Origin of the sequence: Cryobacterium arcticum (assembly GCF_003185895.1) — a bacterium.
GTDB classification, from domain to species: Bacteria; Actinomycetota; Actinomycetes; order Actinomycetales; family Microbacteriaceae; genus Cryobacterium; species Cryobacterium arcticum.
The window spans coordinates 1,155,082-1,180,835 of record NZ_QHLY01000012.1; the positions used below are offsets into that span (position 1 = coordinate 1,155,082).

Genomic DNA, 25,754 nt, shown 5'->3' on the forward strand with positions numbered 1-25,754 from the left:
GTCAAGACGAGTCCCGGCCGGAGTCCGCGGGATTATCGTGTGGAGTATCACTGTCCGTGTACTCGCCCTCGGTCTGAGTCTCGCTGACAATTGCGTCCGACGAGCCGGCCGCAGACTCGGAATCGGTGTATTCCCCATATGACTCGTTGTTAATCTTCATGAGCTTCTCTCTCGAAAGGAATCTCATTTTATGTGTCAGTACCGGCAATAGATAGGCTGAACGCCGTCATTTAGCCCTTCTCCTGCGGCGCCCCGGATCACGGCAAGATCTTTCGCCGTCACCGCCCAGTTTGGGAATGTTGAGCGATCAGGAAGTCGTCGAGGTTTGGCAACGCTTGGTTCACGACGCGGTGTGCTTCGTTCACTACCGTGGCCGCCTCCGCCGTCGTGGCCGCGACGATTGAGACGACCGCGGTTCCCTGGAGGCGGTGGCCGACCCAGCGCAGCTGCAGACGGTCGACTGTTGTGATGCCGGGCACCGTGAGCAGAGCGGCATTCGCGCGGTCGACGAGATCGGGCTCGATGCCGTCCATCAGCCGTCGTCCGATGCTTTTCACCGTGCCCCACAGGAGCACGATGATTGCGCCGGAGATGAGAATGCCGACGATCGGGTCGGCCAACGGGAATCCAAGCATGGCGCCAATTGCGCCCGCGACCACCGCGAGGGACGTGAAGCCGTCGGTGCGGGCGTGGACTCCGTCGGCAACCATTGCAGCCGACCCGATGCGCTGACCCACACTGATGCGGTACACCGCGACGGCCTCGTTCCCAGCGAAGCCGATGACGCCTGCAGCCACGACCCACCAGGGGTTTTCAAGCGGATGTGGATCCAGGAGTCGCGCGATCGACTGCCACGCCGCGACGACCGCCGAGAGAGCAACGATAATGACGATGAAGAGGCCGGCGAGATCCTCGGCCCGGCCTAACCCGAAGGTGTACCGGCGGGATGCGGCGCGGCGGCCGAGGATAAAGGCGACCCAGAGCGGTACGGCGGTGAGGGCGTCAGAGAAGTTATGGATGGTGTCCGCCAGGAGGGCGACGGACCCGCTGATGAGCACAACCCCCAGCTGCAACACGGTGGTGCCGAGCAGCACGACGAGGCTAATCTTCAGCGCCCGCACACCCTCCTTGCTCGCCTCGAGAGCATCGTCGATCGACTCGGCGGCGTCATGACTGTGTGGCACGAACAGTCCGTAGAAAAACCCCGTCAACCCAGTGGGGTGGGAGTGAGTGTGCCCTTCGCCACCGTGCTCGTGCTCGTGCTCGTGCTCGTGCTCGTGCAGATGGTGTCTGCTGGCTGAACGCATGCCCCGGCCTCCGCGTGATGATGGCGTGGGTTCGAGCTCAGCGAGTGCTCGGCTTGGAAGATCGCGTCGGACACCAGCTGCCGCGCATGCTCATTGGCCAGGCTGTAGAACACCTTCGTCCCCTCCTGCCGGCTGGTCACGAATCGTGACAGGCGAAGCTTGGCCAGATGCTGCGACACGGACGACGGCGACTTCTCCAGTAGCTCGGCCAGGCTGTTGACCGAGAGTTCACCGTCGCGCAGAGCGAGAATAATGCGGATCCGGGTGGCATCCGCGAGCATCGCGAAGACCTCGACTGCCAATTCGACGTACTGGCTGTCGGGCTCACGTCCGCATACTGGCTTATCTGCATCCATACGCAGATTCTTACATTAAACCGCGACATCGCGTAGTCGCAGTGACCCGCGCCATCAGTGCGAATCGCTGAGCAACGGAAACTCAACGGTGAAGGTCGCGCCTCGGCCGACACCGGCACTCTCTGCTCGGATGCTTCCACCGTGGGCCTCGGTGATGGACTTGGCAATCGCCAGGCCTACTCCCGACCCGCCGTGAGCGCGATCACGGCTGGCGTCCACTCGGTAGAAACGCTCGAAGACATGCGAAATGTGGTCGTGCGGAATTCCATCCCCCTCGTCGGACACGGCTATCGCCGCCCTGCCGCCGACTACCGCGGCGGATATCTCCACCTCGCGCCCGGGCGGGGTGTGTCGAACTGCGTTGTCGAGGAGATTTGTCAGGACCTGACCGATGCGATCGCTGTCCCCGCTGACAGCAGCGGCCCGGGCGTCTGCGGACATGGTGACCGTCAGCGTGACGTTCTGGGCAGCGTATTGCGCCGTCGCCTGGGCTACAGCATCCGCGACTACCTGGGCAACGGGCAGGCGTCGTCGGTGCATAGTGAGTCGGCCTTCCTCTGCCGTCGTCACGATGGCGACGTCCTCGCTAAGCCGCGCCAGACGGGTGACCTGGTCCCCCAGCATCGTGAGGGTTGCCGGATCCGCTTCTTGGACGCCATCGGCGATGGCCTCAAGGTAGGCGCCGATGGTGGTGATTGGGGTACGCATTTCGTGTGCCAGGTCGCCCAGCATCCTCGTTCTGGTCGCTTCGATCCGGCCCAGATCGGTGGCCATCGAGTTGAAGGCCGACGTGAGGTCGTCGAACTCACTGCCCAGGCCTACAGCGGGGATGCGCGCGGTGTAGTCGCCGTCAGCCACCCGGCCAGCCGCTTCAGTGACGGGTGCCAGGGATCGTGTGATCCGGCGGGAGAGGAACAGGCTCACCCCGACTGACGCCGCCAGAGCAGCGAAGAGGGCCACGGCAAGGGAAAGCATGGATGCCGTTCGGAATGCCTCCTCGGCATGCACCGTTGAGTCAGCCCCCGAACCACCCATGCCCATCATGTGAACGTGGAATATGGCCGGGCCGATCCCTGCGACGACGACCCAAGCAGTTGCGACTCCGACAAGTACAACGACGAGGATGGCGCCGAGCAGGCGAGCGCTCAGGTCCCTCGGGCCAGGGACCCGAGTGCGTGATTTGCTCACGCTCCGACGCCCATTTGGTAGCCGACCCCGCGCACTGTCCGGATGAAGACCGGTGACGACGGATCATCACCGATCTTGCGCCGCACATGCCCGATATGCACGTCCACCAAATGCGGATCGCTCATCCAGCCGTCTCCCCATACGGCATCAATCAGTTGCTGCCGCGAGAAGACAATTCGAGGTTGGCCGGCCAGCGCCACCAGCACCTCGAACTCGGTGCGGGTCAGGTCCACGGTCTCACCGCTTCGGTGAACTTCGCGGCCGGCGACGTTGATGTGAAGGGAGCCAAAGACAAGAGGCGGTGTGCCGAGCGCGGCGGCTTGTTCGCTGGGACGCGGTCGGCGGAGCATAGCGCGCACTCGAGCCACAAGTTCTCGCGGGCTGAATGGTTTGGTCAGATAGTCATCTGCTCCGACTGAAAGGCCGACGAGTTTGTCGATCTCCTCGACCCGCGCGGTCAGCATGATGATGTAGCAATCCGTGAAGGTGCGCACGGTACGACAAACCTCAATGCCATCCATCCCCGGCAGGCCCAGGTCGAGAATGATGATGGCGGGGGTCCAATCTCGTGCCTTCGCCACTGCGGACTGGCCGTCGGCCGCCGTTTCAACGTCGAACCCATCTCGCTCCAAGTAGCCGGCCACCAACTCGAGCAGCGGTACCTCGTCGTCGACCACCAAGACTCGCGGACGGGGCTCCGCAGTGGTCTGTGGCCTGAAGGTCGTTGACATCATGGTCTCATTGTCCCTCCGGGTTCATCCCGGAGCGCTCTCATGACCGGCTGCAGCCCATATCCCCAGTCAATCTTTGTCAAAAAGCTCATTCAGTGGATTTCGTCCACCGCGGGGCTTGTCGCCAATGCCAGGAGAATCCATCTATGCACATCCAGCAAACGCTGACTCGGTCGTGATCTGCTGACCTTCATCCGCGCCATTCTCAGCTGAACTTTGTCAAGTGCCGATACGGTTTTCGGGTATCCACGTTCGCAACATGGCCTGATCGACCCCGGAGGTGACATGAACCCGCACGGCAATTCCGCAGCTAACCGTCGCCACAGGCCCTCTGTCGCACACGTGTTTACGGCCGTTCTGGTCCTGGCAACCATGCTGCTGGGCATCCTGGCCATGCACTCCATGACCGGCGAGCACGGCGTAGCGTCGGGCGCAGCCGAGTCCAACGCACATTCCGACACCATCCCGAGTGGCGCTGACTTCGGAGCTGACGTTGCGGTCGCGGCGACAGCGGCGATGATCCCACTAGTGGCGCACGCCGAGGTCGGGTTGTTGGGTTGCGCCGACTGCATGCTCGAATGCGCCATGTGGGCGATGACCTGCGCCATCCTGCTGGTCCTGGCGGCTCTCATCATTCTCGCCCGTTCCCCGGCCACGTTTCGGCGCTTGCTCGAGGCTGGCGGGCGCGTCGTCTCTGTCTTCCATGGCCCTGCGCTTCATCTTTTCCGGCCTAGCTTGGTCGTTCTTTCCATCAGTCGCACCTAGAACCGGCATTGGCTTTCGCGTCACTTGACGCCTGCCTTTACGACGCCGTACGGCGAACCGGTTTCTTACGCCTGACTCTGAATGGAATAACAATGCCCAAGCCACGTACCTATCTCCTCACTGCCGCGGCCATCGCCACAGCACTCACCCTCAGCGCCTGCGCCGGCGGAACCACCGATACCGGTTCATCCGCCGCCCCCAGCTCCCCCGATTCCTCCGCCTCCTCGGTTGATTTCGCCGACGCGGACGTTGAGTTCGCCCAGATGATGATCCCCCACCACGAACAGGCCGTTGAAATGAGCGACGACCTCCTTGCGAAGGACGGCATCGACCCGCGCATCGTGGATCTGGCCACCGAGATCAAGGCCGCCCAGGAGCCCGAAATCACGCAGCTCGAATCGTGGCTGACAGCATGGGGCATGGATGACACCAGCTCCAGCGAGATGGATATGTCCGAGATGGATCACGGCACGGATGGCATGATGTCCGATGACGACATGAACGCCCTCAAGTCCGCTTCCTCAGAGGACGCTGGGAAGCTCTTCCTCGAACAGATGATCGTTCATCACCAGGGTGCCATCGCGATGGCGCAGACCGAGATCGATCAGGGACAATTCCTGGGCGCGGTGGACATGGCCACGAACATCGTGGAGAGCCAGACCGCTGAGATTGATGTCATGAACGACATCCTCGCCACACTCTAGAACTCCCCACCAGGATCGGGGCCGCGCATCGCGGCCCCGCTCCGCGGCGTGCCCAACTCGGACATCATCTCCTCGCCTCCCTGAGGCGCCGATGGGGCGCGCCAACGTGATCGCAAGGACCACCTCCTCATGACCGCATCACCCGAACTTTCCCGCAGACAACTGCGCCTGGCCGAAAAACACCCGCACCTCAGCCGCCGGCTTTCTTCCGCTGCCGCCTTAGCGTTCGCTACCCTCCTCGCCGTCAGCGTTTCGGTCCCAGCCCTTGCCGTGAACCCCAACGCCCAGACCCTCGCCTTGCCCACTGAGCGATCGGATGTGGAAGTACAAAGCTTGACGGCGTCGGGAAACGGAACCATCGCCGTCGCCCAGGACACGTACACGTCCCAAGCCATCCAGGAGACGCTGCGGACTGAGGACTCGCTCCCGGGCGTCTACTCCCAGACCGCAAATACCTACGTGAACCGTCTCGGCTCTGCAATTCAGTGGCCCTTTCTTGTCGGAGTACCCATCACCACTGACTTTGGCCCTCGGATTCCCCCGTGCGATGGATGCTCCAGCTTTCATAAGGGCATCGATATGAACCCGGGCGTGAATACTCCCATCCAAGCGGTCGCGAATGGCGTCGTTAGAGAAGTCTCGAGAACTGACAAAAGCGGACTGGGTGTCTACGCGATCATCGACCACATGATCGACGGGCGTCTCGTCAGCAGCCTGTACGCCCACATGACGGAAGGCACTCTGGCACTTGCCGTCGGTGACCCCGTCCTCGTCGGCCAGCTAGTGGGAAACGTTGGCAACACTGGCCAAAGCACCGGCCCACACCTTCACTTCGAGATCCTCCTGAACGGCATCACCCCCACGGACCCGTACGCCTGGCTGACAGAAAAGGTGAGCACATCATGACAGGCAGGCTGCGATGACCGTCATCGGATACGCGCGTGTTGAAACGCGCAAGAAGAGAGTTGATGAGCGAGAAATCGCGTTGACCTCGGCCGGCGCCGAGCGCGTGTTTGTGGACCACGGCGAGTCGAGGAATAAGGCGTCGCTGCCGCAGTTCTCCGCCTGCCTGGATTACCTGCGGGCAGGTGACCTTTTGTTGGTTTGCCAGCTGAGCCAGTTGGATCGGTTGGGTCGTGACGATCGTTTGATTGCGCTCCTTCATGAGCTCGGCGAACGCGGCATCGGACTTCGTTCGCTGGCGGAACCGGCGATCGATACGACCGTCCCCTCAGGCCGGGCCCTCTTCGGCATAGTCGCCGTCTTCGCTCAGCTTCGTACTGAGTCGATCCAGGTGCACCGGCGCGATGGCCCCGCACCGGCTCGAGCGCATGGGCGCAACGGCGCACGCCCCACAGATATGGCAAACGAGAGGATCTCTGTAGCCATCGATATGCGCGAACGGGGCGCCACGATTGACACGATCGCCACCACGCTCGGCGTCGACACCGTGACCGTGCAACGCGCGCTCCTGAGCAACCCGGACGGACAGCCCAAGTTGGCGCGCGATGAGGAATGATGTCTCGCAGGCGAGCCCGTTGCCCGTCTCACGTCACCTCACGTAGGAGACCAGGCCGATCATGCCGCGAGCAGCGTGATACGCGTTGTGGCAGTGAACCAACCATTGGCCGGGATTGTCCGCGTCGAATTCGACGGTGACCGTTTTCCCGGGCCGGACAATGACGGTGTCCTTGCGCGCTCCGTTGCTCGCGATCTGAAAGCTGTGCCCGTGAACGTGCATCGGATGCCACATCATCGTGTCGTTGATCATCGTGATCTGCACCCGCTCATTGAGGCTGACATCGAAGGCATCAGCGTAGGGGTCGTCCATTTTGAACGTGCGCCCGTTGATACTCCAGTCGTAGGAGTGCATCCCTCCCGTGAGTCGCATCTCGTGTCGCCGCGTCGGCGTGCGGGACGGGAGGCGGACGGATTCATCGGCTCGCAACTGACCGCCGTCGGTGACGTCACCCGTCAGAATGGACGATATTTGATCCGGCGAGGGTGGGGTACCAGAGCCTGTCCGGATGAGCCCGTAGGCGCTTCCGTCCTTGCCTTCGGGGAGAGCCAGAACCGGGGTGTAGCCATCGACGACGGTGACGAGCGCATCGATGCGTTCGCCCATTCCAAGGACCACTGCATCCACCTGCTGGTGCTGGACGGGAAAGCCGTCGGTGTGGGTGAGGGTGAGCTTCTGCCCGGGGATACCTACCCTGTAGGCGGTGTCGCCAGCCGCGTTGATGATACGCAAACGAATCCGATTACCCGGTCGGCTGTCGAACACGTCGGCCTTTTCCGAAGCCTGGCCGTTGAACAGATGGACGGGGAATGGCACGTCGCCCGCGTCACCGCCCAAGTATGAGCTGGTGAAGCGCGAGCCCATTCCGCTCATGCCCGAATCCATCCCACTCATACCCGACCCGTCGGCCAAAGCGTTCAGCGCATCGTCGGGGGTGCCCGGGAGTCCGTCGAGCCAGTCGTCGAGGAGGATGACCCATTCCTGGTCGTAGGCCATCGGTTCATTGGGGTCGTCGATGATGAGCGCGCCCGACAAGGCGCGTTCTCGCTGCATGTCCACGTGGGAGTGGTACCAGTAGGTGCCGGGTTGGTTGAGTAGGAATTGGTATCCGTAGTCGCTGCCCGGAGTTATGGCCTCTTGGGTGACATCTGGGACACCATCCGCGTCGTTTCGCAAGGCGAGGCCGTGCCAGTGGATGCTCGTCGGCTCGGCCAGGGTGTTCGTCACCGGCACGTTCAGAAGGTCTCCCGTTTTGGCGCGGATGAGAGGCCCGTTGAGCGTCCCGTTGTATCCCCACGTGGTCAGAGCGGTCCCGGCGACCACGGTGTCGAAGGTGCCGGCGGTGAGGTTCTGGGTGACGGTGGCGCCGTTGGCTGCACGGCGCGACTCGTACTGGGCGACCAAAGGATCGCTTGACAGTATCCGGTCGACCCCACTTCGAGCGCTGGTCCCCGTCGTGCAGGAGGCAAGGACCGCTGTCGCCGTCGCAGCCAGGGTCGCGCCAAGAAGAGTGCGCCGAGTGAAATAGGTGGCCATGGTCGCTCCGTCAGTTCTTTCCCGCGGGCATCGCTGTGGCGGGCCACTCCAGCTTGGAGAGATGGCGGCGTAGTTTCTTTTCGGACAGGCGGCCGTAGCTGAACAGCTCGCCGTCGATCAAGATGCCCGGGGCGAAAACGATGCCGACCCGGTTGGCAAGCTCACGCCCTTCGGCTGAAGCCAATGGAATTTCCACGATGTCCAGGGGGTACTCGTCGCTGAGCTGCGCCAAGGTTTTCTTGGCGTTCACGCAGGATGGGCATGATTCCTGGGTCAGGACGGTGATCCTCATGATCCGCTCACCCCGGCAGCCTCCATGTCGGCCAGCAGGTCGGTCATGGAAACGTACATTGTGTAGTCCGGCGCGCCGCCGTAGTCGGCGCGCCACTGGATCGTGCCGTCAGGCCCGACGAGGATGAAGCTGTGTCCGGCGCGGGAGTCGCCCATCATGCCGTAGTCGTTCGCACCGTACTCCTTGATGACGTCCATCTTCGTGTCCGCCAGGGCGACGGAGGCGAGTCTGTCGTCGTCCATTTTTTGCGCGATCAGGTCTACCGGTCCGCTGGTGATCGTGAGCACATCGTCGACTCCGGCGGCGGTGAGCTGGTCGGATGAGGCATCCAGGTCACGCATTTGGTCCCAGCATGGCTGGCAGCCCAGTCCCTCATGGAAGTACAGGAGCACCGATTTGCCCGAGTAGTCGCTCAGATCCACGGTGTCCCCCGTTGTGGACTCCATCGCGAACCCCGGGGCCATCTCGCCCACTCCCGGAGATCCCACCGCGTAGTCAGCAGCATCGGCGCTCCTGCCCAGAGGAGCAGACTGGGCCGTCTGGGCGGGCGCGGAGGGCTGCTGGGCGAGAACGAGGAAGAAGGCGCCGAAAATGGCCACGACCACGCCGGCACCGATCAGCACGGCGAGGCGGTTGGTGTTCTTCCTCAGCGGCCGCATCGCTGCAGCCGACTTCTTGTTGTGTGGTGCCATTACTTCGTTTCCTTTGCATTGTCGTGACATGCCGGAGTGGTTGCACCGGCCGCGACCTGTTCTGACGTATCTGGCTCTGTCGCCGAAACTGTGTAGCCGGCCTGTGGGCGTCGGGCGCGCAGCGCCTTCAACACCAGGGTGGTGAGGGCGGCGAAGACCACGACCGCAGAGAGCCAGCCGGGGATGAAGCCGATGGACTGCTGAATAACCACCGCTGCGTGGTTCAGCCAGGCGGTGACCCGCACCTGCCAGCCGTCGGGAGCCATGCCGATGCCGCGAACCGCGATGATCATGGTGACGATGCCCATTCCGAGCATCAGTCCGCCGGACAGCAGGCTCGACAGCGGCAGCCGTCGCCCGCCGGGCCACAGGGCGACAGTGCGCGCCGTAAGCAGACGGCTATTGCTCCAGTCCTTCCGATCCCACACCAGCGCAAGGACGCATAGCGGAGCTACCATGCCGAAGACGTAAGCAATTCCCACCAGCGCAGCGGTAGAGATGGACGACGCTGCCCCCGACATCGCCGCGACTCCGGCCAGCACCGGTGCACAACACGCACTCGCCGCCCCAGAGAAGACGCCCAAGCCGTACACGGAGCCGATGCCGGAGCCGGAACTCTTCCCCGACGGCATAGGGAGCATTAACTTCCACCCCATCAACGTGGCGACACCCACAACGACCATGGCAATTCCCACCACGCTGAATATCCAGAAGTGGTACTGCGCCAGGGCTCGGCTCACGATCGCGGCGCCCAACGCTATGGGCAGGATGATCGTGCCGACACCGGCTGCGAAGACCAGTGTCATTCCCAGGACCTGGCCGCGACGGCGGAAGCTGGATGCGAAGAACGCCGGCAACATCACCGACACGCAACACGGGGCCAATAGGGCGACGATACCGCCTAAGAACGAGGCGAGAATCGTTGTGGAGAGCAGGACCTGCTCCATGTAGTGCTCCTTCAAGAATGCACGGGCTCACCGCCGTGCCGTGGGGACGTGGCGAACGCCCGGGGGTCACGCCTGGGTCGTGGTTTTTGCGGTTTCGTCAGAGGCTGTGTCGCCGTGCATGTGGGATTCCTGCGGGGCATCTGGGTTCTTGGTCTTGCCGCGCATCATCAGGAACATCATTCCGATCATCATCACGGGGCACGCGAGGACCGCTGCGATGGGCAGCGCCTCACCGATCGACCTGCCGGCCACAAGCAGCCCGCCGAGGATGACGACACCGATCACGATCATGCCGATGAGATGAGACTTGCCGCCGTGGTTGTGCCCGTTCATGGACCTTCTCTTTTCTGGGGGTTTGGTTGGGTGGACTGCGTCCTCCGGTGGTGTGTCAGTCCCCCGGCTATTCACGGGGAAGATCTGAGCGATCGCCCACACCCCGAGAATGACGAACACCACACAAATTCCGGCGAGAATCGGCCACGCATTCACGACCATTACTTCCTCCTGCCGGAATGTCTTGTCATGACTGTGTTCCCTCTACCGGGGCCTCTCTGTGCAGGTTTGACGAAGAAACGATAAAGAATGCTCCTCATCTCCGAGGGAGCTCTCAGCCGTGGACTCCGCCAGAAAATGGAGCACCGGGTTCGGGGGTTTATGCACCCTGCAGATAGGTGGAGAGGAATTCGCTCAGCCGCGGGTCGGCGGCGCTTTGGACTTGAAGTCGCTTATCCCACGCGGTCGCGATGATCGGTGCTGGCAGGTCCGGATACGGGCTCAAGATCTCATACGAGTGGCGGTCGCCAGCCGAGGGGCGAGGTACCCGACGATTCAGGTTCCGGACGCTCCGATGTGGTGGCCGAGGGTGATCGCGCCGCAGTGTGCGTTCACGATCTCGGGTTCGACGCCCAACTCGCGGCTGAGTGCAACCGCGACCGCCGCGGAAGCCTCGTTGATTTCCGTTAGTTCGTCAGCTTCAGCCATCACCCCCGAATGCTTTACTCAAACTGCGAATGAAAGCGCTCTCAAGCTCTTTATACTCGATCCATGTACCTAACCGAGTTAGCTAAATGTGGTTTAGTCGCGCATTCCTCTGTCCTGAATCGGAAGAGCTGATGCTGCTCGAGGATGTCAGTTGTCCGCTCTTAGTGAACGAATCGGACAGCGTCTTGGTCGACTTCGCTTCCGCAGGCAACCGTGCCGCTTTCGATGTTCTGATTCTGCGCTATCGAAACTTGATGCGTGCCTTTGCTGTCAAGACAATGCGCTCGACCGTGGATGCCGACGATGTTGTACAGGAAGCGTGTATAACCGCTTGGGAGAAGCTATCGACGATCAGTGATGGCGCGCATGTGAAGGGTTGGTTGATGCGGGTGGTGTACAACAAAAGCATCGACCGGATACGCAAAAATAGGCCCCTGCCCATGGAGTTTGCCGACGACCTGCCAGCAGCCCTCAGCACTAGTCCTTTCAATTTGGTGGAGGCGTTGTTGCAAAACGAAGCGCTCACGCTCGCGACCGAGGCTCTGCCGGCACGCCAGCGTCGGGCGTGGGTCATGCGCGAATTCTCTGGCTGCAGCTATGCCGCCATCGCCCAGGAACTCGATGTCCCAATCTCGACCGTTCGCGGCCTGTTGGCACGCGCACGTCGAACTCTGGCGAGCGAGTTAGAAGCATGGCGCTGACCGCTACACATCGTGCAACGGGAGTCGCAGCATGGGCAAGCTGATCTATGACGGCATCAATATCGAATTTGATGACCGCACCCTCGTCCACCTGCAGGTCGTTATCGGGCTTAAGCTCCGCCGAGCGGAGAGCTTCTTTCTCTCATGGAACGATTCCCCCGCCCTCGGCGGCGGGAGATCGAGCGTTTGGCTACAAGCCAGCATGCCCCTGTACTTCAAGTACTACGGAGGCACAATACCCAGCCTGAACCGCGCTTGGATTGACACTCTCACCGTGTCAGCCAACAGCGGCCAAGGCTTGCTCTTAACAACTGAACCAAACTCACCCGATCAGAGGGGCAAGTCATGACGCTGCTTTGCAGCACCTGCGCGCACCGAAACCGCTGATGCTCACAGCAGCGTCAGCCGGTCAGGTCTTCGCATTCATTGACTCGCTCGTGACCGGCACCTGGCCTGTTCTCGAAACAGAAGCCGTGGCCTTCTTACAGCGACACGACTGCGAAGTGCTGTTTGCCGAGCGCGGGAGAGAGCAAACAGCGCGAGTTTCTCGTTGGCGCCACCTCGCGTCGGACGTCTGGGCACATGGACATCCAGCCCCGCAACCGGCCCACGCGTGAACTTCTTCCTCAAAATGAATGAGGAGGCCAGGCTCGTCGGCGAATTCTCCAACCGGTCCGGCGCACCGTGCATCGTCGACCGAAACCCGCTCAGCCCCCAACGCCCTGTGGCCACGCAACGAGCTTGCGATCACCATAGATACCTGCACCCGAGAGCATGGACCGTCGCTCATCGAGCTGGCGATTGCGCCGGCGCGAATCGCTCGCCAGCTCCACACAGCTCACGTCTAGGCCTCCACACCAGGACAATGGCGACTCCACCCGGAACCGTAACGAATAGCGCTGCTCGACTCACAAGCCACAACGCGCACAACCTACAGCTTCTAAGACATCCGCTTTGATCGGTCATAGTCTCGAGATTGACTGTGTCAGTACGCAACGTGCCCGTCTGCTAATGCACCGCTTTAGCCGCAAAATACCGGGCCACAGCTGGCGTCCAGTCGATGATGCGGCTGTCACCGAGCCGCCGATCACAATGCCGGAGAAGGCGAGGATTTAGCGGATCGAGAAGTCGAACGCCCCCGTGCCGAACACGATCCCCAGCGTGACCGTCATGCCGCTGAGGATCGCGATCGAGAGGAGCGCGCCCGGGAACTCACGCAGCCGTCCGGTGGCGGTGATGATCGCGGTCGTGAGCATTACTGCGAGCAGCACGATACCGGCCCAACTCTGGGTGAGCGCGACGCCGAGCAGGAGGCTGACCAGAGCGAGCTGGCCCGCCCCGCGCCCTACCGCGATGATCGCGCTGACCCACAGCGGGATGCGCCCGATCCACAGCGTCAGCACGGTACAAGTGAGCAAACATCCCGACACTCACTGCCACGGCTGTGGGATTCACTCCCCCGAGTTTATGTGCTCGCGCTCCGGGGTCTTCGCGACGCTGTCCACGGAGAGGGCGAAGTAGCGGTCGCGGCGCAGCGCGCGTTCGCGCGGGCTCCAGTTGGCCATGCGGGCCGCAGAGACCCAGGAGAGGTCGATCGCGTTGGTGCCGTGGGCGCCGGCGGCATCCCAGAACCGGCTGCCCTCCTCGGCGCTCCGCAGGTCGGAGAATGGCGTGGGTTTGGTGCCAGAGACGGGCGATCCCGGTGCGACTCCGTCGGGGAATTCTTGCAGGCGCAGCGCCTTCTGCACGGTTGCGAAGCGGTGCCGCGAGGTGCGGTGTGTGGAGTCGATGGCCGTGATGCGGCCGCCGGGTCCGACGATGCGTAGCCAGGCCTGCAGGGCCTCGGCGGGTTCGGTGAGCAGCCAGATCATGTTGCGCGAGATGATCGCGTCGACTTCGCCTTCCTCGAGCGGCGGGCGCGTGGCGTCGCCGACGCGCACCTCAACATTGGAGAATCGGGCGAGCCGGTTGCGCGCCTGTTCGGCGCGGGCGGGCGCGAAGTCGATTGCGATGACCTCGTGTCCAAGCCGGGCGGCCATTTCCGCCACCATGCCGGTGCCGCAGCCGAGGTCGGCAACGCGTCGGATCGGGCGGCCGGCCGGTGTCGGGGTGAGCAGGCCGAGCACGACGCCAAGCCAGATTGGGTGTTCTTGGAAGCCGACGCTCGAGTTGGCGCGGTCAAGCGGCAGAATCCCGTCGGGCTCTGTGCGCGCATTCCAGAACTCGCGGATTTCGTCGTTGTTGGGAGGGAGTTGGTTCATGAGCCTATCTTTGGTCGAGGGATGCGCAGCCGGGGCCGGCGCCGTTGGGGTGAGGGGGCGAAAGTGAGCATCCAGACCAGGTAGGCGCCGCCGAGAGCAGATGTCACCAGCCCGACGGGTATCTGGAAGGGCGAGAGCAAACGCTGGGCTACGAGGTCGGCAACGACGAGGATCAGCGAGCCCATTACCGTCGAAGCGAGCACAGTCACTCCGGGGGAACGGGCGAGGCTGCGGGCGAGCTGCGGCGCCGCCAGGGCGAGAAAGCCGATCGGGCCAGCGGTGGCGACAGCGATCGCCGCGAGGCACACGCCGATCGCGAGCGTGAACGTTCTGGCCCGGGTGAGATTTAGTCCGACGCCCGCGGCCGCGTCGTCGCCGAGCTCGAGCACTCGCAACTGACGAGTGACGAGGAGCGCGGCCGGGAGTACGACGACGAGCACGATCGCGAGGGGCACGAGCGGCGGCCAGGAGATCGCATTCAGGCTGCCGTATTGCCAGGCCTTCGCGGCCTCGGCGTCCTCGATACTGGCCCGGCTGATCAGGTAGTCGTTGCTGGCGGCGAGCATGGCTGCGACAGCGATGCCGGCCAACACGAGTCGGTCGCCGGTGAGCCCGCGGCGAAACGCTATGGCGAGCACGACGGCGGCCGTCGCGAACCCGCCGAGGATTGTGCCGACCATGATCGTGGCGGCAGTCGACGTTCCGACGAGCAGGATCACGACAAGCCCTCCGGTGGCCGCACCGGTGGTGAAGCCGATGATGTCGGGACTGCCCAGGGGGTTGCGCGAGACACTCTGGAAGATCGCCCCGGAGGCGCCGAGCGAGGCGCCGACAAGAAGCGCCGCCGTTGCGCGCGGCAGTCGCTGGTCGATCACGATGAACCGGTCAAGCGTCGATCCCTCGCCGAAGAACACACGCAGGGCGCCGGCCGGGGAGAGCTCGTAGGCACCGGTCGATATGGTCAGCGCCGCGACGCCGAACGTGACGATCACGAGCACGACCGCGACGATAGCGGAACGGCGGTGCAGCAGAATCGCTCGGCCGGCCGGCAAGGTCAACCGGGCGTAGCCGTGCGGCAGGAAACGCTCGCCGATGCGGCTCATCGGGTACGCCCTCGTAGCAAGATCACGATGAGTGCGGGTGCGCCGACGAACGCGGTGACTATGCCGACCTCGAGTTCGCCAGGGCGCTGGATGATGCGGCCGACAATATCGGCGGCGAGCACGAGTACGGGGCCGGCCACGGCCGAAGTGACCAGCAGTGTGCGCTGGTCGACGCCGACGATGAGGCGGAGCAGGTGCGGCACAACAAGTCCGACGAAGGCGATCGGCCCGACCGCGGCCGTGGCCGCCCCACAGAGCAGTGTGATGGTGGACATTGCGATCACACGCACCAGCGAGAGCCGTACCCCCAGCGCCTTGGCCTGTTCGTCGCCGAGGGCGAGGGCGTTGAGCGACGGTCCCGACACGAAGGCAGCGATCAGCCCCACCGCGACGAACGGCAGGATATACAGTGCGGTGTCGATGCCGCGGTCGGCGACGGAGCCGATCACCCAGAAACGGTAGGAGTTGAAAGTGTCGGCGTCGAACATCGTGATGATTGCCGTGCAGGCGCCGAGGCTGGCAGTGAGTGCCGCGCCGGCGAGCACGAGCCGGGCGTGATCGCTCGCGAGCGATCGGCGCGCACTGATGACGTAGACGAAGCATGCGGCCGCGCCTGCGCCGAGGAAAGCGAACCAGAGATATTCATCGATCGTCGTCGCTCCAAACACCGACAGCGCGAGCACGACGCTGAACGCGGCACCAGCGTTGACGCCCAGCAGGCCGGGCTCGGCGAGCGGGTTTCTCGTCAACGCCTGCATGAGCACGCCGGCGACCGCGAGGGCAGCGCCGACGATGATCGCCAGTGCGGTGCGCGGCATGCGCAGCTGCCAGATGATGATCGACTCGCGTGAGCCGTCGGCGGCGAGCAGTCCGGTCCACACCTCATTGAGGCCGAGATCCTTCGATCCGACCGCGAGGCTGAGCAAGGCCAGAAATATGACCGCGACGACGCCGACGACCAGGGCGCTAGCAATGCGTAAGCGCCGGCGCCGGGAGACAGAACCACGCAAAACGCCGGCGAAGGGCGACGGTACGCCCACGTCGTCCGGCGCCAACCCCTGAATATGATTCTTCACTTAGGTTAGCCTAAGCTCACAAGGTGCAAACCAACGAATTCCGGCGCACCACCGCCGCAGCCTCCATTCTCATCGCGGCCATCGCCCTCAGCTCTTGCTCGACCGGGGCGCCTGCCGCTCCCACCGACACCGCCACCGCCACCGCCACCGCGGACACGACCGTCTACACGACCCCGCGCACGATGCCCGACGGCAAGGGCAGCGGGGCCGAAGACGGTGTGTTCCCGCGCACCGTCGTGCATTTCGGCGGCGAGACCACGCTTGAATCCGAACCGAAGAAGATCGTCGTGATCTCCACCGGGCAGGCCGACGCACTGCTCACGCTGGGGATCGTGCCGACCGGCTCCACCTCGGGCGACGGGGCCGACATGATCCCCGCCTACCTGTACGAGGCCTTCCCCGACGATGAGGCCGCGCTCGACTCGGTCATCGACGTCGGCAGCCGGTTCGAGCCCGACATTGAGTCGATCGCGAACATCGCCCCTGACCTGATCCTAATGAACAACGCGGGCAAGGACGCGGCCACCCTCTACGCCAGCCTGAGCGCCGTCGCGCCGACCCTCGCCACGCAGGGAACCGGCCTCTACTGGAAGCAGGATCTGCTGCTGCTCGCCGACGCCGTGGGCAAGACCCAGCAGGCGCAAGACTGGCTGGACGAATACCACGCTGACGCTCAAGCCTTCGGCGAGACCGTCACGGGCGAACCGGCTGTGTCGTTCCTGCGCAAGAACGCGGACCGCACCCGCGTCTTCGGCGTCGCGTCGTTCAGCGGCTCGGTCGCCGAGGATTCGGGACTCGCCCGCCCCGAGACCCAGCAGTTCGTCGACGATACCTCGGTCGACATCAGCGCCGAGCAGCTCGACCAGGCCGACGCCGACTGGATCTTCTACGGTGTGCAGGGTGGCGACGACAGTCAGCTCACCGCACTCCCCCTGTGGCCGACACTTGTGGCCGTGGATGACGACCAAGCCGTTTCGGTCGACGACGACATCTTCTACCTCAATGTCGGTCCCACCGCAGCTCGCGGCATCCTCTCCGTGCTCGACACGACACTCGGAAACTGACCGTAAGAAAAGAGCCCTCGATGACAAGCGCCCTGGCAGCCACGGATGTGACCCTGTCGTACCCTGGTTCGACCACGCCGATCGTGATCGGCGTTAGCGCCACACTCGAGCCAGGAGCATTGACGGTCATCGTCGGGCCCAATGCGTGCGGCAAGTCGACATTGCTTCGAGCGTTTGGGCGTATTTTACGTCCGGACCACGGGGAGGTCACCCTGGACGGCAGAGACGTGCATCGCTACGGCAGCAAGGAGTTCGCCCGCCGGGTCGGACTGCTCCCCCAGTCGACTGTGGCACCGGATGGCATCACCGTCGGCGACCTCGTCGCCCGTGGGCGCTTCCCGCACCAGGGCGCGCTGCGCCAGTGGTCGGACGCCGACGAGGACGCGGTCGTCACCGCCCTCGAACGCACATCGACCGTAGCCCTGGCCGACCGTTATCTCTCCGACCTCTCTGGAGGACAGCGCCAGCGGGTCTGGATAGCCATGGCCCTCGCCCAACAGACCGACGTCCTGCTACTAGACGAGCCGACGACCTTCCTCGACCTCGCGCACCAGCTCGAGGTGCTCGAGCTCTGCCGCGAACTCACCGACGTTCACGGCACGACCGTCGTTGCCGTGCTGCACGATCTCAACCACGCGGCACGCTACGCCGACCGGATCATCGCCATGCGCGACGGCGCCATCGTGGCCAGCGGCACCCCGCACGAGGTCATCACCAGCACGACCGTAACCAATGTATTCGGCATCGCCTGCCGGGTTATCGACGACCCCGAAACATCCACCCCCCTCGTCGTCCCGGCCGCCGGAGCACACGCCCGACGCCGGGCCGCACTTACCTTGGGAACACCGTGACCGACACCTCCATCCTCGCCCCCGCATACCTCGACGCCCGGTACGGCAGCGCTCAAGCCGACGGGATCTACCCACGCACGGTGCGCCACTTCGGCGGCAAAACCGTCCTAACGGAGCCGCCGACGCGGTTTGTCGCGATCTCGACCGGAAACCTCGACGGCGCCGTGGCACTCGGCGTCGTGCCGGTCGCATCGACGCACAACGACAGCGGCGGACTCGTCCCCGACTACCTGCGCGCCACAACCCGCGCGACCGTGGGCGACGGCATCCGCACCCTCGACGACATGCTCGACATCGGCTTCCGCACCGCGCCCGACCTCGACCTGATCGCGTCGCTCGAGCCCACCCTGATCATCGCGAGCTTCCGAGGCTTCGGTGGGCGCGAATACGCCGCCCTATCAGTGAGCGGGCCCACCGTGCTGCCCGAAGGCAAAGGCTTCAACTGGAAGCAGGACTTACTGCTGCTCGCGTCGGCGATGGGTCGCACCGATCGCGCGCTCGACCTGCTCGGCCGCTACTCGGCCCGCACCGCCGAGATCGCGGCGCTCTACCGCGCGGCCGGATCGCCTACTATCTCAGCCGTGCGCTTCGGGCCGCTCGGGCTGGAGACCCACGGCACCTGGTCATTCTGCGGGTCGGTACTCTCCGACTTCGGCGCTCTCCGGCCCGCCGCGCAAAGCCGCCACGACAACGGCACCCGCCGGCCGGTCACCCAGCCAATCGCCGACCTCAACGCTGACCTCCTGTTCTACACGCGTGTTGACCTCGCCACGAGTGTCGCCGCCTGGGCGGGCGCAGTAGATGCCGGGTGGAACGGCCTTCCGGTTGTTGCCGAAGGCAGAGCGTTCGAGGCCGATGCTGCCAGCTGGCACGGTCACGCAGGAATTCTCGCGGCCTTCTGCATTCTCGACCAGGTGGAACGTGCCATCTCGACTGCTAGCTAAGCGACGAAGAGCGCCCTACTCCGGAGGACTTCAATTCGTTTGCGGTTTCGTACCCTAGGGAATTCGAGACCTACCGGTATCGCGACACACCCGTTGGTGACGACGTCTAGTGCCGCGCCCTCAGAACCGAGTTTCCGGCCCGACTGCATTAGGTCTCGAGATACAGAACCTTGCCGACGAGAGTCGCCAGTTCACCTTCAGGCTCCGGATCCAGCCACATCGAAAGCACACCGCTCATCAGTGCGATGCACGCGGCGACAACCAGTGCTCCAATCACCGCCATCAACCACCAGAAATTTCTGGATTGAGACTGTGGATTCGACATTCCACGACTCTACGCACAACTGCCGCTCACACGCTCGAAGTCGTTTCGATCGGGTTTTTCCTACCCGGGACCCGGGCTTGGCTGTCCGTAGGCGAAAATGCCAGTCGGCGGGCGGGACGGGTACCTAACGATGATCGCCTTCTTCTGTGGCAACCTACGGCGCCCGGCGCCAAACAAAAGACTTCGTGTCTCATCCCATGGGATTCGAGGCATCTGGGTTACGAGACACCTCCCCAGTGGCGCGCGCATTTCAGCCAGGCGGCTTCGTGCTCGTTCGACCTGACGCGACCGTTACGTGGTGCACTTTCTGGCTGGCCAGGCGGCAAGCCGTCAAATATGTTGAGTGTATGTCCCAAGCAGAGTCCTTTATTCGCTCAGCTGACCTTTCCGACGCTGCACAGTATGCCTACGCCTCAACCGCTCCCGCCGAAGCGCGCCTCATCTTCTTGGCCGGCGCCTGCCCGTTGGACCTCGATGGCAGCCTAGTTGGAGTCGGAGACTACGTCGCGCAGGCCGAAAAAGGCATGGAGAACCTCCGTGTTGCCCTGACGGCGGCAGGAGCCCAACTCGATGACGTAGTGAACATCCGTGTTCTCGTGGCATCCTCCAAGCAAAGTGACCTCGTCGACGCGTGGGCAGTCGTTCGAGAGGCGTTCGGCCAACGCGATAGACCGAGCACGCTCATGGGAGTCACCGTACTCGGCTACACCGACCAGCTTGTCGAAATCGAAGCCGTGGCGGCCGTAATCGAATGAAGCCGTCCCAAGCGGGATCTGACCACGGCGCAACGCCGTCGCACAACTCATGGGTTTTGAGGCGCTTTAGTTTCGAGACACTCCCCCTCGGATGAGAGCCGCACCGCTACGGCGTGTTGGTAGGTGCGTACAGCGTGGCGTGGCGAGCGGGCCCTCGCCCGCTGAGAGGCGGATCGGTCTGCTTCGCTGGTTTCACGAGGGTGAAGAGTGGTTGCAGGAGATAATCGTGGGTATCGTAATCGATCGCTCAGCCGGGGTGTGGCACCTCGACCTGGATGGAGAGTTTCGTACGTTGAAACAGTCCACCTGGTCTCTGTTCCAGCCCTAACACACCTTGGCACCGCACGAGCTCTGGCACCGCGGGTAAGCGGCCGACAGTCGCTGCACGAAATCGAAGGCTTTAGGGAGAGTTCGGCCCTAGTCCTGGTCGGTTTCGTGCTCGGATAGCTGGGCTCGATCGGCAGCGGAAGATTCGCGATCGCTCTTAGCGTGGGAGCGATCCACTGCGGCCGCGCGGCGTTCGCCAGGACCGGCATAGGACGAGTTGGTATCCAAAAAGGCCTGCAGGTCGGCGGCTTCGGAACGCTTGTCGGACTCTACATCGCGAAGCTCGGCTTGATCATCTCGGCATTCTGCGTCCGCCAGGATCTTCTCGTTCTTTTCACTCGAGGCATGTGGATCGGTGGTGCGCGGATCTTCCGGCCCTCTCTCAGCCGTGGCCGCGTCAGGGTTGGTGGCGTTCGTGCTTCGGCGAGGAGAGTTCTTTGGGTTGGTCACACCTGCAACTTAACCTGTCCGGGTAGGAATTGACTGAAATTGCCAACCTCGACCAGGGGTATCGAAGATTGTCGCTTTGGGGATGGGAAAGGACAGCACAATCGCTCGCTGGTCGCGCGCGACATGCTGACGCCAGCGATCGATGTATCTGCGGGGACTATGGACGACGTGCCGGCCGCAAGGCAAACAGCCCTGGACTTCCATTTCAGGTGAGGGCGCTCAAGCGGTTGTCTAAATCGTTCCGCCTAGAGCGAGAGCCCGTGATACACGACAGCATCAGCGATGTCGTGCAACTTTGAGCTGCTGGTGCGCGCGTAGGTGCGGAGCAAGGAGAAGGCTGCATCGATGGGTACCCCATGGCGCTGCGCCAAAACTCCCTTAGCTTGCTCGATGAGTATCCTGCTCTTTAGCGCTTGCTGTAATTGACCGTTCACCGCGCCTTGATTGCGGATGGTTTGGTGCTGGACGAGGCTGATCGTTGCCACTTGAGTCAAGGCCAGCGCCAATGCTGCGTCCTGGTCACTGAACGGTTCGCGGACGGAACTGAAGAGGTTAAGGCTCCCGAAAATGTGACCGCGAAGGCGTAATGGGAATGAATGCGCGGCATCGAATCCCCGCGACAGGGCAATCGCAACGAACACGGGCCACCGTCCGGATTCTTCGGAGAGATCAGAAACCTCGACAGGTTCCCCGGAAGCGAAGCAGTCCAGACATGGCCCCTGATTGTAACCAAGCTGGGCCTCTTCGACTACGCTCGTGCGCTCATTGGAAGACGCCACAACGTGAAGAACACCACCGCTATCGGCTAGAAGAATTCCGGCATCTGTCGCCGCTGTGAATTCGGTGCTGGACTGGACGAGGATGTCCATGGTGTCAACGACGTCGTGGCCCGCACTTAGCGAGTCGGCGAGGAGCACAAAAACGTCTGCAAGATCAACTTCGCGTTGTGAGGAGACCATGCACCCGGAGATTAGAGCGCGATCACGCCCGCCGTAAAGGGGTTGCGCTCCACAGCCAAAGGCCCTAGGAGATCTAGCTAACGGACGGTGTTTCTGGTCCGTTTCTGGTCACAGTGGCCGATTCGGGCCTGATCGGGAGGAAGGGCGATGGGTAGTTTCGCCGCGGAATCCTGAGCCTGTTACTGCTGGGGTACCTGGACTCGAACCAAGAACAAATGAACCAGAATCATCCGTGTTGCCAATTACACCATACCCCAATGGCGAAGTCCGAGAACCGCGCCGAAAAGTAACTCTAGCCCACTTCGGTGCGACCAGCCAAATTGAGCGGAGGGTGTGTCGCGAGCGGGCCGAGAAGTTCCCGGTTGATGGCTACCGCGGCACGTGCGCCCTCGCCGGCGGACACCAAGAGTTGCTCAGGCCCGGGCGGGGTGGTGTCGCCGGCGGCGTAGAGACCGGCCATCGAGGTGCGTCCCCGGCCGTCGACGACGATGAGACCGTCGGCATCCGTAGCGAGGTCGAGAGCCCCGGCGAAGGTCGCGGCGGCGGCGTAGCGCGGGCGCACGAAACCGCCGTCTCGCGGCACGAAATCACCGTCGGCCACCTGGATGCCTGTCATCGCACCGCGCTCCCCCACAACGTCAGCGAGGGGTCGACGGTCCACGGCGATGCCACGCGCCACGAGGCTGGCCTCGTCGTCTGCGCTGATCTGGCCGATGCCGTTGGTGAAGACGATGAGGTCGTCGGTCCACTGGGAGATCAGCAGGGCGTGCTCCGCGAGGTCGTCAGTCTCGCCGATCAGGGCGAGGGCGCGGTCGGCCTCTTCGTAGCCGTCGCAGGCGATGCAGCTGTGCAGGTTGGTGCCGTACCAGGCACGAATGCTCGGCAGCGCCGGCAGCGTCTCGGCCAGGCCGGTGGCGATGAGCACGGTGCGGGCGGTGACGACCCGGTTCTTCTCGCCGCGCAGGCCCTTCGTCGAGACGGTGAACCGCGCCACGTCGGCATCCGGGGCATCGTCGATCTGCTCGACCGAGCGCACCATGCCCACGTGGAATTCGGCAGCCGGATAGGCCTCGAACTCCTCGCGGCCGATACGGCGAAGCTCCAACGGCGGCACGCCGTCGCGGGTGATGAACCCGTGCGAGCGAAGCGTGGCGGAGTGCCGGGGCCGGTTGCTGTCGATCATCAGGGTGCGGCGGCGGGCCCGCACGAGGCTGAGCCCCGCCGCGAGCCCGGCCGGGCCGGCACCGATGATGACGACGTCGTAGAGCTGCTCCGCGGGCGGAGTATCGACTGCGTTCAGGGCGCCGTCCGAGGTCATGACACCAGGGTGGCCGAGAGCCGTTCCAGCCGCGCGAGAGTGTCGGCCTGGCCGAGGATCTCCATCGACTCGAACAGCGGCGGGGAGATCTTGCGACCCGACACGGCAACCCGAAGAGGTCCGAAGGCAACTCGGGGCTTGAGGGCCAGGCCGTCGATCAGCGTCTCGGTGAGGGTGCTGTGCACCCGGTCGGTGGTCCATTCCGCTTCCGGAATGTTCCGCAGCGCGATGGTCGCGGCCGTGAGGATTTCGCTGGCGTTCTGCGGCAGGGAGGCCAGCGCATCCGCCTGGTGCTCGAGCTTGTCGGCGGGCTGGAACAGGAAGCCGAGCATGGCCGGAGTCTCGCCGAGCAGGGCGATGCGCTCCTGCACGAGTGGGGCGGCGGCGGCGAGCACGGTCTTCTCGGTGTCGCTGAGCGGTTCGCTGAGCACACCAGCGGCGGCGAGGTACGGCACGACGCGCTGGGCGAAGTCGGCCGGCTCGAGCAGGCGAATGTGGTCACCGTTGAGCGATTCGGCCTTCTTGAGGTCGAAGCGAGCCGGGTTGGGGTTCACGTCGACCACGTCGAACGCGGCCACCATCTCCTCGATCGAGAACACGTCGCGGTCGTGGGTGAGCGACCAGCCCAGCAGAGACAGGTAGTTGACCAGGCCCTCGGGGATGAAGCCGCGTTCGCGGTGCAGGAACAGGTTGGACTCCGGGTCGCGCTTGGAGAGCTTCTTGTTCTTGTCGCCCATCACGTAGGGCAGGTGACCGAAGCGCGGCACGAAGGTGGTGATGCCGATGTCGATCAGCGCGTGGTACAGCGCGATCTGGCGCGGAGTGGACGAGAGCAGGTCTTCGCCGCGCAGCACGTGGGTGACGCCCATCAGCGCGTCGTCGACGGGGTTCACGAACGGGTAGAGCGGATGTCCGTTGGGGCGCACCACGACGAAGTCGCTGAACGAACCGGCCGGGAAGGTGATCTCGCCGCGTACCAGGTCGTCGAAGGAGAGCTCGGTGTCGGGCACCTTGAGGCGGAGCGCGGGCTCGCGGCCCTCGGCGCGGAACGCCGCCTTCTGCTCCTCGGTGAGGTCGCGCTCGTAGTTGTCGTAGCCGAGCTTGGCGTCGCGGCCGAGCTTGATGTTGCGCTCGGCGATTTCCTCGCCGGTGGCGAAGCTCTCGTAGATGTGGCCGGACTCGATGAGCTTGGCGATCACGTCCCGGTAGATGTCATAACGCTGAGACTGACGGTACGGCTCGTGCGGCCCGCCGGTCTCCACACCCTCGTCCCAGTCCAGGTTGAGCCAGCGCAACGCCTCGAGCAGCTGAGTGTAGCTTTCTTCGCTGTCGCGAGCGGCGTCGGTGTCCTCCACCCGGAAGATGAACTGGCCGCCCGTGTGCCGGGCGTAGGCCCAGTTGAACAGGGCCGTGCGGATCAGGCCGACGTGCGGCGTTCCGGTGGGCGAGGGGCAGAACCGCACCCGCACATCAGTGCCGGTTGCGGTCGAGAACGGGTGCGCTGTTGTAGTTGACATACTGCCTTCATCCTACCGAGGGTGTACAGCCCCCAGCTCATGACTGTGGCGGGATTGTGCGGCATCCGGGCCGGCGACAGGAAAGAGTGACCACGGGCGTGCGTCGATTTCCCGGATGGCACGGATGGTGGCGGCCACGGCGGGAATCAGCTCGGCCCCCTCGGTTCCGACCAGGTGAATGGTGCGGAAGTCGGCGGCGGTCGTCGGCCGGGCGACGATGCCGGCGGGCAGCGGGGATGCCGCGATGGCCAGCGCCGGTACCAGCGCCACGCCGAGTCCGGCCGCGACCATGCCGAAGACCGCCACGACGTTGTCGGTCTCGTAGGAGATGTTCGGGCTGAAACCGCCCCGGGCGGTGAGATCGAGCAGATGGGCCCGGCAGCGCGGGCAGCCGCCGATCCACTGGTCGTCGGCCAACAGGGCGAGGTCAATGGCCCTCAGGCTCGCCGCCGGGTGGTCCAGCGGCACGACCACCAGCATCTCGTCGCGCCAGAGCGGCACCGCCGTGAGACCCTGGGCGCTCTGCCGGTGCGGATCAGCCCGATCACCGGTGTAGCTGAAGGTGATCGCCAGGTCGGCGGTCTGGTCCCGCACCGCGCGCACTGCCTCCGGCGGCTCCGCTTCGAGGTAGTTCAGCTGCACGCCGGGATGCCGCAGGGAGAGTTCGCGCAACAGGGTGGGGATGATCGTGGCCGAGGCGGAGGGGAAGGCCGCGAGGCTGACCCGGCCACTGCGCAGGCCCGCGAGATCGCTGAGTTCCCCCGCCGCGGCATCCAGTGCCTGGGTCACGGTGGCGGCGTGCCGGGCGAGGATACGGCCGGCCTCGGTGAGCCGTACCCCACGGCCGGCCTTGGCCACCAGGGGCAGGCCGAGCCGGGCCTCGAGCCGCTTGAGGTGCTGACTCACGGCCGGCTGGCTGTAGCCGAGTGAGCGCGCCGCCGCGGTGATCGACCCGAGCTCGTGAATGCGGTGCACAATGCGCAGCGCATGGGAATCTACGTCGAGTGCACGGTGGATATTTTCGGGCATGCACGAATCATAACCACTGGTTATCGAATAGATCGCGCACTGGGCATTGCCGAATG

At 64.0% G+C, this 25,754-nt stretch carries 31 protein-coding genes and 1 tRNA gene; 10 read left to right on the forward strand and 22 right to left on the reverse strand.

The features are described from left to right. Positions 1-278 precede the first annotated feature (278 nt). The 4 genes from CTB96_RS15085 to CTB96_RS15100 all read right to left on the reverse strand — a co-directional run bounded on the left by CTB96_RS15085 (position 279) and on the right by CTB96_RS15100 (position 3,528). Positions 279-1,307 (reverse strand): cation diffusion facilitator family transporter, encoded by a 1,029-nt coding sequence (locus CTB96_RS15085; protein ID WP_110127652.1) that lies wholly within the window; start codon positions 1,305-1,307, stop codon positions 279-281. Continuing rightward, the gene (locus tag CTB96_RS15090; protein ID WP_110127653.1) at positions 1,208-1,663 is read right to left on the reverse strand and encodes an ArsR/SmtB family transcription factor; all 456 of its coding nucleotides are present in this window, start codon (positions 1,661-1,663) and stop codon (positions 1,208-1,210) included. Before CTB96_RS15090 ends, CTB96_RS15085 begins: the two co-directional genes overlap by 100 nt. Positions 1,664-1,717: 54 nt before the next feature. After that, the gene (locus CTB96_RS15095; RefSeq protein ID WP_248283395.1) at positions 1,718-2,707 is read right to left on the reverse strand and encodes a HAMP domain-containing sensor histidine kinase; all 990 of its coding nucleotides are present in this window, start codon (positions 2,705-2,707) and stop codon (positions 1,718-1,720) included. 140 nt (positions 2,708-2,847) lie between these two features. Next, positions 2,848-3,528: a response regulator gene (locus tag CTB96_RS15100; RefSeq protein ID WP_345788783.1), complete on the reverse strand. Its 681-nt coding sequence runs from the start codon at positions 3,526-3,528 to the stop codon at positions 2,848-2,850. A 339-nt stretch (positions 3,529-3,867) separates the two neighbouring features. Between CTB96_RS15100 and CTB96_RS15105 the strand changes: the two genes are divergently transcribed. From CTB96_RS15105 to CTB96_RS15120, 4 genes are all read left to right on the forward strand, one after another. Further along, complete coding sequence (locus CTB96_RS15105) at positions 3,868-4,347, forward strand: hypothetical protein (protein WP_146215830.1); 480 nt, start codon at positions 3,868-3,870, stop codon at positions 4,345-4,347. A 92-nt stretch (positions 4,348-4,439) separates the two neighbouring features. Then, positions 4,440-5,051 (forward strand): DUF305 domain-containing protein, encoded by a 612-nt coding sequence (locus CTB96_RS15110; protein ID WP_110127657.1) that lies wholly within the window; start codon positions 4,440-4,442, stop codon positions 5,049-5,051. A 129-nt stretch (positions 5,052-5,180) separates the two neighbouring features. Continuing rightward, complete coding sequence (locus CTB96_RS15115) at positions 5,181-5,957, forward strand: M23 family metallopeptidase (RefSeq protein WP_110127658.1); 777 nt, start codon at positions 5,181-5,183, stop codon at positions 5,955-5,957. A 13-nt stretch (positions 5,958-5,970) separates the two neighbouring features. Then, on the forward strand, positions 5,971-6,570 hold the full coding sequence (locus CTB96_RS15120; RefSeq protein WP_110127659.1) for a recombinase family protein: 600 nt from the start codon (positions 5,971-5,973) through the stop codon (positions 6,568-6,570). 33 nt (positions 6,571-6,603) lie between these two features. On the opposite strand, the gene CTB96_RS15125 is transcribed toward CTB96_RS15120, so the two are convergent. The 7 genes from CTB96_RS15125 to CTB96_RS15155 form a co-directional block, all read right to left on the reverse strand. Continuing rightward, on the reverse strand, positions 6,604-8,106 hold the full coding sequence (locus tag CTB96_RS15125) for a multicopper oxidase family protein (protein ID WP_110127660.1): 1,503 nt from the start codon (positions 8,104-8,106) through the stop codon (positions 6,604-6,606). Between the two features lie 10 nt (positions 8,107-8,116). After that, positions 8,117-8,398, reverse strand: a complete 282-nt coding sequence (locus tag CTB96_RS15130) for a glutaredoxin family protein (protein ID WP_110127661.1) — start codon at positions 8,396-8,398, stop codon at positions 8,117-8,119. After that, positions 8,395-9,090 (reverse strand): peroxiredoxin family protein, encoded by a 696-nt coding sequence (locus CTB96_RS15135; protein ID WP_110127662.1) that lies wholly within the window; start codon positions 9,088-9,090, stop codon positions 8,395-8,397. The genes CTB96_RS15130 and CTB96_RS15135 overlap by 4 nt, the downstream gene beginning before the upstream one ends. After that, entirely contained in the window at positions 9,090-10,037 is a 948-nt protein-coding gene (locus CTB96_RS15140; protein ID WP_110127663.1) for a cytochrome c biogenesis CcdA family protein, read from the reverse strand. Before CTB96_RS15140 ends, CTB96_RS15135 begins: the two co-directional genes overlap by 1 nt. A gap of 66 nt (positions 10,038-10,103) precedes the next feature. Beyond that, complete coding sequence (locus CTB96_RS20385; protein WP_146215831.1) at positions 10,104-10,532, reverse strand: hypothetical protein; 429 nt, start codon at positions 10,530-10,532, stop codon at positions 10,104-10,106. A 157-nt stretch (positions 10,533-10,689) separates the two neighbouring features. Continuing rightward, the gene (locus tag CTB96_RS21035) at positions 10,690-10,914 is read right to left on the reverse strand and encodes a DUF3105 domain-containing protein (RefSeq protein WP_110127665.1); all 225 of its coding nucleotides are present in this window, start codon (positions 10,912-10,914) and stop codon (positions 10,690-10,692) included. Continuing rightward, positions 10,866-11,021 carry a hypothetical protein gene (locus CTB96_RS15155; protein ID WP_345788784.1) on the reverse strand — a complete coding sequence of 52 codons (156 nt, stop codon included), beginning with the start codon at positions 11,019-11,021 and terminating at the stop codon, positions 10,866-10,868. The genes CTB96_RS21035 and CTB96_RS15155 overlap by 49 nt, the downstream gene beginning before the upstream one ends. Positions 11,022-11,149: 128 nt before the next feature. On the opposite strand from CTB96_RS15155, the gene CTB96_RS15160 reads away from it, so the two are divergent. Together CTB96_RS15160 and CTB96_RS15165 are read left to right on the forward strand one after the other, a co-directional pair. Next, a complete protein-coding gene (locus tag CTB96_RS15160; protein WP_181397277.1) occupies positions 11,150-11,719 on the forward strand; it encodes an RNA polymerase sigma factor in 570 nt (189 codons plus the stop codon). Positions 11,720-11,750: 31 nt separating this feature from the next. Beyond that, positions 11,751-12,068 (forward strand): DUF7882 family protein, encoded by a 318-nt coding sequence (locus tag CTB96_RS15165; RefSeq protein ID WP_110127668.1) that lies wholly within the window; start codon positions 11,751-11,753, stop codon positions 12,066-12,068. A 763-nt stretch (positions 12,069-12,831) separates the two neighbouring features. On the opposite strand, the gene CTB96_RS15170 is transcribed toward CTB96_RS15165, so the two are convergent. The 4 genes from CTB96_RS15170 to CTB96_RS15185 are packed head-to-tail and all read right to left on the reverse strand — an operon-like array spanning position 12,832 to position 16,159. Continuing rightward, entirely contained in the window at positions 12,832-13,149 is a 318-nt protein-coding gene (locus CTB96_RS15170; RefSeq protein ID WP_110127669.1) for an ABC transporter permease, read from the reverse strand. 21 nt (positions 13,150-13,170) lie between these two features. Continuing rightward, positions 13,171-13,980: a class I SAM-dependent methyltransferase gene (locus tag CTB96_RS15175; protein ID WP_110127670.1), complete on the reverse strand. Its 810-nt coding sequence runs from the start codon at positions 13,978-13,980 to the stop codon at positions 13,171-13,173. Next, positions 13,977-15,083, reverse strand: a complete 1,107-nt coding sequence (locus tag CTB96_RS15180; RefSeq protein ID WP_110127671.1) for a FecCD family ABC transporter permease — start codon at positions 15,081-15,083, stop codon at positions 13,977-13,979. Before CTB96_RS15180 ends, CTB96_RS15175 begins: the two co-directional genes overlap by 4 nt. Beyond that, a complete protein-coding gene (locus CTB96_RS15185) occupies positions 15,080-16,159 on the reverse strand; it encodes a FecCD family ABC transporter permease (protein WP_248283396.1) in 1,080 nt (359 codons plus the stop codon). The genes CTB96_RS15180 and CTB96_RS15185 overlap by 4 nt, the downstream gene beginning before the upstream one ends. 23 nt (positions 16,160-16,182) lie before the next feature. Here CTB96_RS15185 and CTB96_RS15190 point away from each other — a divergent pair, with 23 nt between their 5' ends. Genes CTB96_RS15190 through CTB96_RS15200 form a run of 3 tightly spaced genes read left to right on the forward strand, consistent with a single transcriptional unit; the run spans position 16,183 to position 19,018 of the window. Further along, entirely contained in the window at positions 16,183-17,223 is a 1,041-nt protein-coding gene (locus tag CTB96_RS15190; protein ID WP_219993266.1) for an ABC transporter substrate-binding protein, read from the forward strand. Positions 17,224-17,243: 20 nt separating this feature from the next. Beyond that, positions 17,244-18,074, forward strand: a complete 831-nt coding sequence (locus CTB96_RS15195; RefSeq protein ID WP_110127672.1) for an ABC transporter ATP-binding protein — start codon at positions 17,244-17,246, stop codon at positions 18,072-18,074. Next, positions 18,071-19,018, forward strand: coding sequence for an ABC transporter substrate-binding protein (locus tag CTB96_RS15200; RefSeq protein ID WP_181397279.1), 948 nt, complete (start codon positions 18,071-18,073; stop codon positions 19,016-19,018). Before CTB96_RS15195 ends, CTB96_RS15200 begins: the two co-directional genes overlap by 4 nt. 148 nt (positions 19,019-19,166) lie before the next feature. Here the strand turns inward: CTB96_RS15200 and CTB96_RS20560 are convergent, their stop codons facing one another. Further along, the gene (locus CTB96_RS20560) at positions 19,167-19,343 is read right to left on the reverse strand and encodes a hypothetical protein (protein WP_181397280.1); all 177 of its coding nucleotides are present in this window, start codon (positions 19,341-19,343) and stop codon (positions 19,167-19,169) included. Between the two features lie 347 nt (positions 19,344-19,690). On the opposite strand from CTB96_RS20560, the gene CTB96_RS15205 reads away from it, so the two are divergent. Next, positions 19,691-20,098 (forward strand): RidA family protein, encoded by a 408-nt coding sequence (locus tag CTB96_RS15205; RefSeq protein WP_110127673.1) that lies wholly within the window; start codon positions 19,691-19,693, stop codon positions 20,096-20,098. Positions 20,099-20,515: 417 nt separating this feature from the next. Here the strand turns inward: CTB96_RS15205 and CTB96_RS20390 are convergent, their stop codons facing one another. The 6 genes from CTB96_RS20390 to CTB96_RS15235 form a co-directional block, all read right to left on the reverse strand. Further along, on the reverse strand, positions 20,516-20,875 hold the full coding sequence (locus CTB96_RS20390) for a hypothetical protein (protein ID WP_146215833.1): 360 nt from the start codon (positions 20,873-20,875) through the stop codon (positions 20,516-20,518). Positions 20,876-21,120: 245 nt separating this feature from the next. Beyond that, positions 21,121-21,834 carry a GAF and ANTAR domain-containing protein gene (locus CTB96_RS15215; RefSeq protein WP_110127675.1) on the reverse strand — a complete coding sequence of 238 codons (714 nt, stop codon included), beginning with the start codon at positions 21,832-21,834 and terminating at the stop codon, positions 21,121-21,123. 185 nt (positions 21,835-22,019) lie between these two features. After that, positions 22,020-22,091, reverse strand: a tRNA-Gln gene (locus tag CTB96_RS15220). Positions 22,092-22,126: 35 nt separating this feature from the next. Beyond that, positions 22,127-23,152: an NAD(P)/FAD-dependent oxidoreductase gene (locus tag CTB96_RS15225; RefSeq protein ID WP_110127676.1), complete on the reverse strand. Its 1,026-nt coding sequence runs from the start codon at positions 23,150-23,152 to the stop codon at positions 22,127-22,129. Next, the gene (gene gltX / locus CTB96_RS15230; protein ID WP_110127677.1) at positions 23,149-24,669 is read right to left on the reverse strand and encodes a glutamate--tRNA ligase; all 1,521 of its coding nucleotides are present in this window, start codon (positions 24,667-24,669) and stop codon (positions 23,149-23,151) included. Before gltX ends, CTB96_RS15225 begins: the two co-directional genes overlap by 4 nt. 12 nt (positions 24,670-24,681) lie before the next feature. Continuing rightward, the gene (locus tag CTB96_RS15235; protein WP_110127678.1) at positions 24,682-25,698 is read right to left on the reverse strand and encodes a LysR family transcriptional regulator; all 1,017 of its coding nucleotides are present in this window, start codon (positions 25,696-25,698) and stop codon (positions 24,682-24,684) included. Between the last annotated feature and the right edge of the window lie 56 nt (positions 25,699-25,754).